The 13,645-nt window shown below is 38.5% G+C and carries 11 protein-coding genes; 5 read left to right on the top strand and 6 right to left on the bottom strand.

What is annotated here, in order from left to right:
* Positions 1 to 198: 198 nt before the first annotated feature.
* Both IGK27_RS12750 and IGK27_RS12745 read left to right on the top strand, forming a co-directional pair.
* The gene (locus IGK27_RS12750) at positions 199 to 615 is read left to right on the top strand and encodes a (deoxy)nucleoside triphosphate pyrophosphohydrolase (RefSeq protein ID WP_010830702.1); all 417 of its coding nucleotides are present in this window, start codon (positions 199 to 201) and stop codon (positions 613 to 615) included.
* Positions 608 to 3,484 (top strand): DUF3427 domain-containing protein, encoded by a 2,877-nt coding sequence (locus IGK27_RS12745; protein WP_010830701.1) that lies wholly within the window; start codon positions 608 to 610, stop codon positions 3,482 to 3,484. The genes IGK27_RS12750 and IGK27_RS12745 overlap by 8 nt, the downstream gene beginning before the upstream one ends.
* Positions 3,485 to 3,527: 43 nt before the next feature.
* Here the strand turns inward: IGK27_RS12745 and IGK27_RS12740 are convergent, their stop codons facing one another.
* The 5 genes from IGK27_RS12740 to IGK27_RS12720 all read right to left on the bottom strand — a co-directional run bounded on the left by IGK27_RS12740 (position 3,528) and on the right by IGK27_RS12720 (position 8,774).
* Positions 3,528 to 6,047, bottom strand: coding sequence for a sigma 54-interacting transcriptional regulator (locus IGK27_RS12740; protein ID WP_010830700.1), 2,520 nt, complete (start codon positions 6,045 to 6,047; stop codon positions 3,528 to 3,530).
* Positions 6,048 to 6,194: 147 nt separating this feature from the next.
* Positions 6,195 to 7,022: a PTS system mannose/fructose/sorbose family transporter subunit IID gene (locus tag IGK27_RS12735; RefSeq protein ID WP_002360964.1), complete on the bottom strand. Its 828-nt coding sequence runs from the start codon at positions 7,020 to 7,022 to the stop codon at positions 6,195 to 6,197.
* Positions 7,019 to 7,834, bottom strand: coding sequence for a PTS mannose/fructose/sorbose/N-acetylgalactosamine transporter subunit IIC (locus IGK27_RS12730; protein WP_002365419.1), 816 nt, complete (start codon positions 7,832 to 7,834; stop codon positions 7,019 to 7,021). Before IGK27_RS12730 ends, IGK27_RS12735 begins: the two co-directional genes overlap by 4 nt.
* A 16-nt stretch (positions 7,835 to 7,850) precedes the next feature.
* A complete protein-coding gene (locus IGK27_RS12725) occupies positions 7,851 to 8,342 on the bottom strand; it encodes a PTS system mannose/fructose/N-acetylgalactosamine-transporter subunit IIB (RefSeq protein ID WP_002354800.1) in 492 nt (163 codons plus the stop codon).
* Between the two features lie 12 nt (positions 8,343 to 8,354).
* Complete coding sequence (locus IGK27_RS12720; RefSeq protein ID WP_002354802.1) at positions 8,355 to 8,774, bottom strand: PTS sugar transporter subunit IIA; 420 nt, start codon at positions 8,772 to 8,774, stop codon at positions 8,355 to 8,357.
* 257 nt (positions 8,775 to 9,031) lie between these two features.
* Here IGK27_RS12720 and IGK27_RS12715 point away from each other — a divergent pair, with 257 nt between their 5' ends.
* From IGK27_RS12715 to IGK27_RS12705, 3 genes are all read left to right on the top strand, one after another.
* Complete coding sequence (locus IGK27_RS12715) at positions 9,032 to 9,967, top strand: ABC transporter ATP-binding protein (protein WP_002354809.1); 936 nt, start codon at positions 9,032 to 9,034, stop codon at positions 9,965 to 9,967.
* Entirely contained in the window at positions 9,960 to 10,730 is a 771-nt protein-coding gene (locus IGK27_RS12710) for an ABC transporter permease (protein ID WP_002354811.1), read from the top strand. The genes IGK27_RS12715 and IGK27_RS12710 overlap by 8 nt, the downstream gene beginning before the upstream one ends.
* A 186-nt stretch (positions 10,731 to 10,916) precedes the next feature.
* Positions 10,917 to 11,891 carry a tRNA dihydrouridine synthase gene (locus IGK27_RS12705; protein WP_002413934.1) on the top strand — a complete coding sequence of 325 codons (975 nt, stop codon included), beginning with the start codon at positions 10,917 to 10,919 and terminating at the stop codon, positions 11,889 to 11,891.
* Between the two features lie 199 nt (positions 11,892 to 12,090).
* Here IGK27_RS12705 and IGK27_RS12700 read toward each other — a convergent pair whose 3' ends face one another.
* Positions 12,091 to 13,626, bottom strand: a complete 1,536-nt coding sequence (locus IGK27_RS12700; protein WP_002398929.1) for a zinc ABC transporter substrate-binding protein AdcA — start codon at positions 13,624 to 13,626, stop codon at positions 12,091 to 12,093.
* Positions 13,627 to 13,645: the final 19 nt, after the last annotated feature.

Genomic DNA, 13,645 nt, shown 5'->3' with positions numbered 1-13,645 from the left:
TGGAGAGAGTAAGTTGCGGTTTTTGGAGAGATTAGTATGTTTAAACTGAAGAGTTATTAAGTAATTAAAGTATAGTAAATCAAAAAAACAAATATAATAAATGAAATTTACGCCACTAATATTGCAACCCTAGCTTATTTATGCGATCCTAAATATAATAAAACTAACAAAATCAATTAGATTAGAGGGTTAAAATATATGAAAAAAGAAATTCGCGTAGTAGGAGCAATCATAGTGGAGAACGGGAAAGTTTTGTGTTGTCAAAGAGGACCTGAACGTGCATTAGCAAATCTTTGGGAATTTCCTGGTGGAAAAATCGAGAATGGTGAGACGGAAGTTCAAGCGCTTGAACGTGAATTGCAAGAAGAATTAAAAATAGAAGTAACGATCGTCAAGGAAGAGTATGCTTTTTGTCGATATGAGTATGATTTTGGTTTCGTTAATTTAACTACATTTATCTGTTATTTAGAATCAGGTGAACCTCAGTTGACAGAACATCTACAAATTAAATGGCTAACGCCAAATGAATTAAACCAACTTGAGTGGGCGCCTGCTGATATTCCTACTGTGGAAAAATTAGTAGAAAAAGGTGTGGGAACTGAACAAAATGGATAATTTAGAATTGGCGTTACAAAAGGCATTTATTAATAAGGAAACTCTAGGTGACGAACTTACACCTAAATTTATTGTTAACAATCCCAAAAAACATGATTATTTATTGAATACATTGAGTAAAGATTTGAAAAGCTGTAAGACTTTTTTTATAGCCGTTGCATTTATAACACCTAGTGGCTTAAATGCAATAAAAACACAACTGGCTGATCTGGCTTTGCGTGGAATCTCTGGAAAAATCTTAACATCAACATACTTAAATTTTAATGATCCACACGTATTTCGAGCATTGTTGAATATTCCAAATGTAGAAGTACGAGTTTCTAAAAAAGAAGGTTTTCATTCAAAAGGATATTTGTTTGAGATGGAGGATTATCAAAGCTTTGTTATTGGTAGTTCGAACCTAACAATGTCTGCTTTGAAACTTAACTATGAGTGGAATGTTAGATTAACTTCAAGAGAGAATGGCGAGATGGTTTCTTCTATTCAAAAGCATCTCATTCAAGAATGGCATGAGGCACAGTCGTTAACCCTAGAATGGGTAGAAGCATTTGAAAAAAATTATCATCCTATTGTTAATAGAAAGATGTTAGTACAAGATGTTTCTGAAAACGAGTGTTTAGATACGCAATATATTTTGCCGAACTCTATGCAGAAAGAAGCGCTTAGAAGTTTAAAAGCGCTTAGAGAAACGGGCGCAACTAAGGGAATGATTGTTTCGGCGACTGGTACAGGGAAAACGTATCTAGCAGCATTTGATGTGCAGCAATTCAATCCTAAACGTGTATTATTTATTGTTCATAGTGAGCTAATTTTAATGAAAGCATTAGAATCATTCAAATTGATTTTAGGTGGAAAAGATGATGATTATGGTGTTTTATCAGGGAATTCTAAGAATTTTGATGCAAAATATCTATTTGGAACAATTCAAACAGTATCTAAAAGTGAATATCAAGAGCGTTTAGGAAAAGAAGCGTTTGACTATATTTTGATTGATGAAGTCCATAAAGCTGGAGCGAAATCTTATATTAAAGCCATTGAATTTTTCAATCCCAAGTTTTTATTGGGAATGACGGCTACACCTGAAAGAACAGATAATTTTAATATCTTTGAGCTATTTGATTATAATGTAGCGTATGAAATACGTTTGCAAGCCGCTTTAGAAGCAGAACTGCTTTGTCCATTTTATTATTTTGGCGTAACTGATTATGAAAAAGATGGTGAAATCATTGATGAAACAACCGATTTAAAACGTTTGCTACAGGAAGAACGAGTTGATTTTTTAATAAAAAAAATTAACTATTATGGTTATTCGGGAGATAGTCCTCGAGGCTTGGTGTTTTGTAGTCGTAAAGACGAAGCAAGGCAGTTAGCAGAGATGTTTAACGATCGTGGAATTCCGAGTGCTTATTTATCAGGTGACCATAATTTTGATAAAAGAGAAAAGGAAATTAAGCGTTTAGATACTGGAGAGATTCATTATATCTTCACAGTTGATATTTTTAATGAAGGTATTGATATCCCTAAAGTAAATCAAGTAATTATGCTGCGAAATACGCAATCTAGTATTATTTTTATTCAGCAATTAGGTCGGGGGCTAAGAAAAGACCCATCAAAAGAATTTGTTACGGTAATTGATTTTATTGGTAATTATAAAAATAACTATATGATTCCTATGGCTTTATCTGGAGATAGTTCTCAAACTAAGAATAGTTTACGTCGCGATACAATTGATGTGACGTATATCAGTGGTTTATCTTCAATTAATTTTGAAAAAGTTGCTCGTGAACGTATCTTTAAATCAATTGATCAAGCTAAATTAGATGCGATGTCAGAACTAAAAGCTAGTTATTTTAAGTTGAAAAATCGGTTGAATAGGGTTCCTTACCTGAATGATTTTCAAGTGTTAGATGGCGTGGATCCATTGTTGATTATAGGTAAAGAAAAAACATACTATAATTTCTTGGAGAGAATTGGGGAAACAGAAGCTAAATTAAGTGAAGAAGAAAACGGTGCACTAAAATTTGTTTCTGTAGAATTGCTATCAGGAATTCGCCCGCATGAACTTTATGTTATTGAAGAATTTTTAATGACAGATAAAGAACAGTTATCTTTAGAGGAAATCACAGCGCTGTTTGATACGTTTAACCTGACGTATACGACAGATACTCTAGCATCTGTTGTTAAAGTCTTAGATTTATCTTTTTACGAATCAACAATTAGAAAACGTTATTTGTTATCACAAATGTTTAAGATGAAAGAAAATTGTTTACAAATAACAGAAAAATTCAGAGAGTTTAAAAAGAATTCTTATTTCATCAATTTGATGTTAGATGTAATCCATACAGGGATTAACAAATCTATGGAGTATGATTTATCACAACCGTTAAATTTATACAAAAAATATCGTCGTAAAGATGTTTTACGATTATTAAATATGAACTTTAATCAAAATGAACAAAGTATTGGTGGATATACAAACAGTAACAATCATTTTGCTATTTTTGTAACTTTGGATAAAGGCAAAGATTTTAAAGCTGCACGTATTGCTTATGAGGATGAATTTATTGATGAACGAACATTCCATTGGTATACAAAAGCGCCTAGAAATCTACGCTCACCAGAAGTTCAACTTTTGCGAAATCCTGGGGAATATAAATTTCATTTATTTGTGAAACGGAAATATAATCAAAAAGAGAATGAAACAGATTTCTATTATCTAGGCGAAGTAGTCCCTCTTCAAGAAACTATCCAACAAGTTGAAAAACAAGACAAAGAGGGTAAGAAAAAAAGCGTCGTTAAACTAGACTTTACCTTAGAAACACCTGTAGAACCTAATATGTATGAATTTTTAACGCAGAACACAAACTAAAAAAAGCCACTTTCCTCTGGAAAGTGGCTTTTCCCATCCCTCCTCACCGAGAAGACAAAATTTCATAAATCACATAGAGTTCCCAGTTGGAAATCTCTATTCGATAAAACTGTTCTAGAGTATAGAAAATGTTTTTAGCATTTTGGAAAAATGGTTTTTGGTTAATGGTTAGTTCCTCTAGGTTAGCAGGGATTTCATAGTCTTCAACGCCGAGCATTGTCCGCTCTACCATGAGCGCGTTGTGCATCATTAAGTTAAATTTCATTTTGCCGCTGAGTGTGAGGTCGAAGCGTTTTTCAATGTTTTTTGTAACGTTTTCGACTTGTTTAATAATGACGTCAGGATTTAGAAATTCTAGTTTTTCTGACAAGCCTTCTTTCGAGAAGAAGTGAACAAATTCGTTAATCATGCTATCGATGTTATTGGGATGCATCAAGTTTTGGAAAGGTTCCATCAACTGGGTTCCTGCATCTTCGTCTAACATGTCTAAGAGGTTCACGCTAGCAACATTCGTATGATTGTCTAAGTAGGACGTCGTCAAAATGAGCGAGGTTTCTTTTAAATAATTTTCTTCGGCGTTGGCAATGTCTAACGTGTTCACCAAATCTTTGTATTTTAGGGTAATGACTTTAATGTCAGTATACAGGTATTTTTGACAGATTTGTTTGATTTGCTTGGCAATATCCAGACCTGAAATACTAGAGACAATGATATTTTTTTCCACTGAAAAGCCTTCAAAGTACTGTACATCAGTTTTAAATTTTTTTTCAGCGGTTTTAGCAATACCATAGAAAAGTTGTTCGTTCATTAATTGATGACCAATTTCCAACGCATAGGCAGTGGTCAGGTTGTTGATCACCAAGAGTTCTCCAAGAATTTGCGGTTTCAAACTTTTATAAAGTTGTGTCAGGGAACCCATATCGACGAGCATAATGACGCCTTGTGATGTGTCCCGCTGAGAAAGCCAGTCTTTAACTTCGGCGACGATATCTCGGACGGAAGAGGTTAAGGGCATGTTAATCGCATCGAAAATATAGGTACCACATAATTTGTTGGCAACGGCTTGAATACTTGTGGCAGTCGATTCACCATGCGCCACGAGGAGCGCTTGGTAAGGAATCGTTTCAGAAATTTCTCCGCTAAGTAATACAGATAAGAGTACCTCTGTCAAGAAACGGTATTCTTCTGGCAGCGGACTGACTAAGTTTTTCACGAGGGAAACCGTTCGCGGATAGTGTTCTTTTAACTGTGCTTGGACTGGAAGGAGCACTGTTTCGTTAAATGTTGGCGGTAAAATTTTCAGCAATTTGGCAACATCTTTCATCGGTTTTTCAGTTTGTTCAGGTTGGTTAATAATTAGTTTGTTTTTGGTTTGGACTTCCGTGACTAGGTTTTGTAAAAAATAATCATTTTCTAAGGTTATTTCATCGTCTAAACAATATTTAATGAATTGTGTCAGTTCAGTTTTTAAGTGGGCCAGTGTTTTTTCTTTTGTAAATAAGGCTTCAAATGTTGCGAAAATATCGGAAGAAAGTGTGTCTTCTTCTAACACTTCTTTGTCTAAAGGAATCGTAATCATTGGTTGAGTCGCATCGCCAATGACGACGGGTTGATTGGGCAAAGTTTTTCGTAATTGCGACGCGCAAAGGAGCTGCACTTTGTTGGATAAACTTCCCACGTTGCCAGGTTCGTCATTTTCTAATAATGCCGTAAAGATTTCTTCGTCCACGTTGATGTCTTTGGTCATTCGTTTCGCTTCTCGGTGAAATAAGTTTTTCAAAATCGCAATCCGTTCTCGAATGGGGCGCTCTTTGAAGTTCGGAAGTGAGACGATTACGGAAATTCGGCGATAAAAGGTTGGTAATAAGACTTTTTTCGGGTTTTCGGTGGTTGCAAATAGTAGCCGGACCTTGGAATGGACCATTTTTCCTTCTTCACCAATAGGGCGGAAGGTCCCTGTATCCATAAACTGAAAGAGTTTTTCTTGGTTTTCGTTGGATAATCGATGTACTTCATCTAAAAAGAGTACGGAATTATTAGCTTGGGCCAAGAGTCCTTGCTTTTCTGATTCAGCTCCAGTAAATGCGCCTTTGGTATGGCCGAAGAGAATGGATGATAGCAATTCGGGATTGTTGGCATAATCGGCACAGTTAAAGGTGTAGAATTTTTCCAGGCCAATGATTTGTTCATTTTTCAGATACTCATAAATCAGCTTTGCCAAAAAGCTTTTGCCGACACCACTGGCTCCATGGATTAATAAAGGCATACCCAATGGGGGATACAACATAGCGGCTTTGCATTGTTCGATGGCTTTTTTGGCGCTGCCTTGGCTACCGATGTATTGTCGAAACACATCGGTCGTGGGGGTTGTTGCACGGGTTAATTGCCAATAAACGGGTTTTTTTCCCGTTTGTTGGACTTCACCTTTTTCCAATAATTTATTTAAGTATAAGCTGGTTACCGAGCGGCTTAATTGAATTTTTGTGGCAATTTCTTGTGTGCTCATCGGGGTGTTGCTGGTTTCTAAAATATCAACTAAGTGTTGGTAGGTCTCCAAGCGCATGATTCATCGTCCTTCCAAAAGAGAGGTCGGGAAAGGGGTTGCTTCTGTTCCCGCCGTTTATCAGCTTTTAAGCCTGAGATAAAAATCACTTTGGATTTTTGTCTCAGGCTCTAAGTGTTTAATAATTAAATGTTTATTGTTTCAATTTTAACAGATGCCTAGTAATCCTAGCAAGATGCCTAAGAACATGATGCCAAACATCACCACGTTAACATTGACTTTTTTGCGTAATAGCCAGAAAGCAAGTAATGTCACGGCTAATGGTACGATACCGACGAATAGTTGATCCAAATAGTCTTGGATTTTAACTACGTCTTCGCTTCCTTTAACGGAAACTTCAAGAATCGTTTTGAATTTTACATTTGAAGCAGTCATACTGCCCATCATCATTAAGCCTAGCATACTTGATACTTTTGTGAGTATCTTCATTCCGCCTGATTCGTACATTTTTTGGATAAAACTTTCACCGATTGAATAGCCGCTATACAACGCATAATAGTGAATCAGGAACGCAGGAACGTTGTATAAAAGTAAGAAGACAATCGCCCCTAATGGCGAACCGGTGCTGGCTAATGAAATCCCAATACCGGCAGCAATGACACGCAAGATGCCCCAGAAGAAGGAATCACCGATGCCTGAAAGTGGCCCCATTAGTGAGGCTTTAACTGCTGTAATAGAGCTAGCATCAAAATTTTCGTCTTCACTGTTTTGTTTTTCCATCGAAGCAACGAGCCCCATGATGAAGTTATTGATATGCATGGTTGCATTGAACCAAGTGGTGTGACGCACCAATGCCTCGGCCCGTTCTTCCTTGGTTTTATAAAAACGATTGATAACTGGGAGTAAAGTGTACATGACACCCACTGCGTGGTATTGTGTAGCTCCTGTCCGGCTAGCGTTCATCGTCCAAGAACGCCAGAAAACAGAGCGCATCATTTTTTTCTCTTCTTTAGATAAATTCTCTTTTAACTTCATGCGAAAAAGTCCTCCTCTTCGATTTCTTTCGCGCTGCCTTCAACCGCAGAAGACGCCGCAGGTTTTCTTTTTAGAATGTCGCGAAATTCTACATCCCGTTGGGCACTCACGACACAAATTACTGTCCCGATGACTGCTACCGCAACGGCTGGTAATTGTAGGTACGCGGTTAAAACAAAGCCTAAAATGTAAAAGACGGCTAATTTATTATCCCATAACAGTTTCATTAACATAGCAAACCCAACGGCAGGTAAAAGTCCGCCAGCTGCGCTTAAGCCGTTCATCAAATTTTGTGGAATACTTTCAACAAACAGATTTACTGGCCCGCTTCCTGCTAAAATTCCGATAAATGAAATCGAAGCGATGATTAAATAATAAATAATCCACGTTCCGTAATGCAGTGTCACAACCATTTTTTGGTTGCCTTCACGTGCTGCTTTGTCAAGAGAAGGAGCAAAGATATTCATAAAGACATTTTTTAAAAACATCACCACGAAAGCGGCTAACATCCCAATTGGTACGGCTAACGTCATGGCGGCTTTTTGTTCGACATTTGAAATAATTGCAAACGTTGTAGCTAAAGTAGTCGCAGTTACAGGTTCCGCTGCGATAACACCACCGATATTAACATTTCCTAAGAAAATTGCTTCTAAAGAGGCCCCCATTAAGACCCCTGTTTTCATGTCGCCCATTAAAATTCCTGTGACTAATCCAACGACTAAGGGACGTTCCATCATACTTTGACCAGTTAAATAATTCCCAGCAAAACAGATAAATACAGCTAAGGCTGCCATTGTTGCATGCATAAGCATTGTTCATTTCCTCCTTTTAATTGACGGCTTGTTTTAGACTTAATTTTGAGTTGGTTGGCAGTACTTGGTTATAGCTTTCCACGTGAGTCAAACTGGCTAATTCTTTGGCAGCTTCTAACTCTTCAGGGTTTAATTGGACACTTGGGAAAACCATTGTTTTGGTGGCTGGATCTGATTTATCAAAGCGGCCAGCATTGGCAACATTCACACTTTCAATATCTGTCACGTTTTTCGCAATTTTAGTAGCATCCGCTACACTGTTCACAATTACAAAAATTCGTTTGTCTTTGCCACGAGGATCATTGAAGACATCAATCGCATCATCGACTGAGCGAATTAATAGTTTCATGCCATTAGGGACAGCCATTTTTAACGTCATTTGCATTACTTCGTTTTTGGCTGCTTCATCATTCGCTACAACTAATAAGGGGGCATTCAATTCTTTGGTCCAAACTACGGCTACTTGGCCGTGAATTAATCTGTCGTCTACTCGTACTTGTGTAATCATTTTAATTTCCTCCTAAAAAAAGTTTTCTTCTTCATTTGATGGGTTTAATTCAACGAATTGAATTTGTGCTTCAGCAATTGCTGCTTGAATATCTTCTTTGGTTAGCTTTTCGCCTTCTTTTAAGAAAATCAGCGACAAGGCAATGGCTAAGTTGGCATTGGAAATGATAAAAACATTGTCTGGTTTTGTCGTCATGACTTCTTGAACAATTTTTTGATTGACACTACCACCATATAAATCTGTTAAAATAATAGCTTGTTCTTCTGCGCCAAGGGACTGAAGAAACGTTTGAATAATTGGCGTGTAGTCCTCAGGAGTCACATAGGCATTGATGACCGCCAGCTCTTTTCCTTTGTCTGCGAGAATATCCAAGGAACTTTGGAAGCCTTTCGCTAAGTTTCCGTGACTAGCAATTAAAAATTTTCTTTTCATTCTTTTCACCTCACTTTTATATAAAGCAAGTTCTGTGCCAAAAAAAGAGAACTCTAAATCCTTGATTTGAAAGGGTTTTAACGCTCTTGAAACTGTTTAAACAGTTTCAAGTCAAAATAAACACGTTAATCGTTGGCTAGTTTGTTGTTGAAAAATAGCTAAGCAAAACTGTGAAATTTAATCAAAATAACCCCCGTTTTTATCGAGAAGTGTTACAATAATATTCATGAATATTTATACATTAAGGAGAGTTACGAATGACTGATGCTCTTGTGATACAAGATTTACGCAAAGTGTACGCTTCAGGTGTTGAAGCGTTGCGGGGGATTGATTTAACAGTCGAAGAAGGCGATTTTTATGCTCTTTTGGGACCGAATGGCGCAGGAAAATCAACGACGATTGGGATTGTGACCTCGTTAGTTAATAAGACTTCGGGGAAAGTCAAAATTTTTGGGTATGATTTAGATACGGAAATGGTGCGGGCGAAGCAACAGATTGGGTTAGTGCCGCAGGAGTTTAACTTCAATCCGTTTGAAACGGTCCAGCAGATTGTGGTCAATCAAGCGGGCTATTATGGGGTGTCTCGTAAAGAAGCCATGAAACGGAGTGAAAAGTATTTAAAACAATCCAATTTATGGGAAAAACGGAACGAACGGGCGCGAATGCTTTCTGGCGGAATGAAACGTCGCTTGATGATTGCTCGCGCGCTGATGCATGAGCCGAAGTTATTGATTTTAGATGAACCAACTGCAGGTGTCGATATTGAATTGCGCCGTGAAATGTGGGCCTTTTTACAAGAGTTAAATGCGCAGGGAACCACGATTATTTTGACGACCCATTACTTAGAAGAAGCTGAGATGTTGTGTCGCAACATTGGGATTATTCAGTCTGGTGAATTGATTGAAAACACCAGCATGAAGCACTTGTTAGCAAAATTACAATTTGAAACGTTTATTTTTGATTTAGCACCTTATACGCAGGCGCCAGTTATTGAAGGCTATCAAAGCGTATTTGAGGACGAGTTAACGTTAGCGGTGGAAGTGGAACGAAACCAAGGAGTCAATCACTTGTTTGAACAGCTAAGTCAACAAGGAATCAAAGTATTGTCAATGCGGAATAAGTCCAACCGTTTGGAAGAGCTCTTCTTGAAGATTACCGAGGATACGTACCAAAGGGAGGATCAACATGTTTAGTCTGTATTTTACTGCTTTAAAAAGTTTAGCTGTGAAGGAAACCAACCGTTATTTACGAATTTGGGTCCAAACACTGGTACCGCCAGTAATTACGACGTCCTTATATTTTGTGATTTTTGGGAAAATGATTGGCGGGCGAATTGGCGATATGGGCGGTTTTTCTTATATGGAATTTATCGTGCCAGGTTTAATTATGATGTCAGCCATTACAAGCTCGTACGCCAATGTTTCATCTTCCTTTTTCTCACAAAAATTCCAGAAAAATATCGAAGAAATTCTCGTGGCGCCAGTTCCAACTCATGTGATTATTTGGGGATTTGTGATTGGTGGCGTTGGTCGTAGTATTTTGGTCGGTGCGTTAGTCACCATCATTTCTCTATTTTTTGTGCCATTGCACGTTGTTTCTTGGCTGATGGTCATCATGACTTTATTGATGACAGCGATTCTTTTTTCTTTAGCTGGTTTGTTAAATGGTATTTTTGCGCAATCCTATGATGATGTATCGATTGTGCCGACCTTTGTGTTACAGCCTTTAACCTATTTGGGTGGGGTTTTCTATGCCATTTCCATGTTGCCGCCATTTTGGCAAGCTGTCTCAAAAGTTAATCCGATTGTTTACATGATTTCTGGGTTCCGCTACGGTTTCCTAGGGGTTCAAGATGTGCCAATTGGTATTTCTATGACCATTTTAATCTTATTTATTGTCGTTTTATATGGCATTTGTTGGTACCTTGTAGAAACAGGGCGTGGTTTACGTAGTTAAGCCGTAAAAAGATTAAACTGTCTGAATCACTCATTCTAGCGAGCAGATTCAGACAGTTTTCTTGTTTCTAAGTATGCTTTTTTGATTCTTCGTGCATTTCCCTGTATAATAGCAATGTTTCGCACCAGAATATGTCGACAATTGTCGTTGAAAATAAAGAAAAAATCAGAAACGGAGTATATGAAGATGAGCAAGAATTTTTGGGCAACATTGCCAAAGCCCTTTTTTGTTTTAGCACCGATGGAAGATGTCACTGATGTGGTCTTTCGTCATGTCGTGAAAGAAGCTGGGGCACCAGATGTGTTTTTTACAGAGTTTACTAATTCAGATAGTTATTGTCATCCTGAAGGGAAAGACAGTGTGCGCGGGCGCCTCGTTTTTACAGAAGATGAACAGCCGATGGTGGCACATATATGGGGGGATAAACCGGAATTTTTCCGTGAAATGAGTATCGGCGTAGCGGAGATGGGCTTTCAAGGATTAGATATAAATATGGGCTGTCCTGTGCCCAACGTGGCTGAGCGTGGAAAAGGCAGCGGGCTGATTTTGCGCCCAGAAGTCGCGGCTGAATTGATTGACGCCGCCAAAGCAGGTGGCTTACCTGTTAGTGTCAAAACACGCATTGGGTTTACTGAAATGGCGGAAATGGAGGCGTGGATCACGCATTTATTAGAGCAAGACATTGCGAATCTATCCATTCATTTGCGAACACGAAAAGAGATGAGTAAAGTGGATGCCCATTGGGAGGTCATTCCGCAAATTATGGCTATTCGGGACCGTGTCGCACCGCAAACGACAATTACGATTAATGGGGATATTCCCGATCGTCAAAAGGGCCTAGAATTAGCAGAACAATATGGTGTAGATGGCATCATGATTGGCCGGGGGATTTTTAAAAATCCTTATGCCTTTGAAAAAGAACCCAAAACACATACGCCACAAGAATTGCTGGGCTTGCTACGTTTACAATTGGATTTGCAAGACAAATATGCAGAATTGGTGCCTCGTTCCATCGTTGGGTTGCATCGCTTCTTTAAAATTTATGTCAAAGGCTTTCCAGGTGCCAGTGATTTAAGAGCACAATTAATGAATACAAAATCAACGGATGAAGTGCGCCAGTTGTTAGCGACGTTTGAAGCAGAACATGGTGTGCTTGACTAAATAAAAAAAGAGAGGAGCGTGGGACAAAAATCACTTTGGATTTTTGCTCCACGCTCAAAAACTGATAAACGGCGGGAACAGAAGCAACTCCTTCGGAAATAAGCCGAAATTCTCCAAAAATTAAAGAACAATTTTCGGAAATTTCTTCTTATTTCTCGGAGTTAAACACTTCTGTCCCGACCTCCTCTCTTTTGAATGCTTAATGCGCAATCATTTCTTGGGCAATTTCTTGTTTGCTTAAGTCGTTTGGATAATACGTTGGCCAGTTGTCCATTTCATTGAACAGACTTTCTTGGCTATCGCCGCCGAAGAAGATGTGGAAATGAGCGGCTTTCGTTGGTGCGATGTTGTGGTCGCTAAATTGGACGTATTTAAACCGCCCAGCATTGGCATCGTCTGTTTCAAAAAGGAAACGGACGCCACGGTTGCCTTTTGCATAGTTTAAAATTTTATAACCGGCTGCTTTATAGGTGAATTTTTGTGGTTTGCCATTGACCAGAAATTCAATGGTGGAATCAGTGATGTTGATGTGGTCGACATCGGTTTGATAGCCGGCATCATAGTAGGTTTTGTATTCGGCTGGTGTTTTATCTTTTTTCAGTTTCGCTTTGTAATCGAAGACTTGGTCTAATGTGCCATCTTTTAATAAAGGATAGACGGATTGCCAATTTCCAGCGTAATCTGTCAGTGTTCTCTCAGCCACCTCACTGTCTTTGAAATAGCCGTTAGCCACGGTTTTTTCTGTTTTTTCAGAGGTTTCTGGCTGAACCTCTTTCCCAGCTGTATCTGTTGTTTTTTTCAAAGCAGTTAAGTTTTCTTTCATTACAGAAAGATAATCTTCGCCATTGTCCATTTGTTTTTGTGTCAAACTTTCTAGCGGGTTTAGGACCTCCAATTGAACATTTGCTTCGTCAGCTAACGTTTTAGCAATTTTATCGTTGGCATTTTTTTCAAAATAAATATAGCGAATTTGATTGTCTGTAACATATTTTTTCAACTCTGCCAAGCGCCCTGCAGTTGGCTCTTGTTCAGGTGTTAAACCAGCTATTGGCACTTGTTTTAAGCCGTAATCTAAGGCAAGATAACCAAATGCAGCATGTTGGGTAACAAAACTTTTTTGCTTAGCGTCTTTCAAAGCTGTTTGGAACTCTTTGTCTAAGGCTGTTAATTTTGTTAAGTATTTTTCTGCGTTTGTTTCAAATGTTTTGGCTTTTTTAGGGTAAAGTTTGACTAATTGTTCTTTGATGTTTGTGACTTCTTGGATGGCACGATGGGGCGAAACCCAAGTATGCGGGTCTAATTCATGGTGGTGTCCTTCTTCGCCATGTTCGTGGTCATGGTCGTGTCCGTCTTCGTCACTGCCAGGAAGTAAGACCATGTTTTCGGTACCTTTAATGACGTTCGGGGCTCCTTTTTTCCAGCCTTTAGCAGCTTTTGGTACCCAAGATTCCATATTTTCATTGTGGTAAACGAAAACATCCGCATCATGGATGGTAGCCATATCTTTGGCGGATGGTTCATAATCGTGAGGTTCAGAACCAGCAGGGATTAACAATTTGACGTCTCCTTCATCGCCTACAATATTTTTAGTGAAATCGTACATAGGATAAAAAGTCGTGACAATGGATAGTTTTTCTTTACCGTCAGCGGTTTTATCAGAGGTGTTTGTTTTGCCGCAAGCGCCGAAAAGGATTAGCGATAAGGCGGCTAACAGGGGAAGAGTAAATTTTTTCATAGGTGTGCTCCTTTAGTGA

The organism is Enterococcus sp. DIV0236, from assembly GCF_050558525.1.
Classification (GTDB): Bacteria; Bacillota; Bacilli; order Lactobacillales; family Enterococcaceae; genus Enterococcus; species Enterococcus faecalis.
The sequence above is the reverse complement of the archived record's forward strand: the minus strand, read 5'-3'. Positions and strand labels throughout refer to the sequence as shown.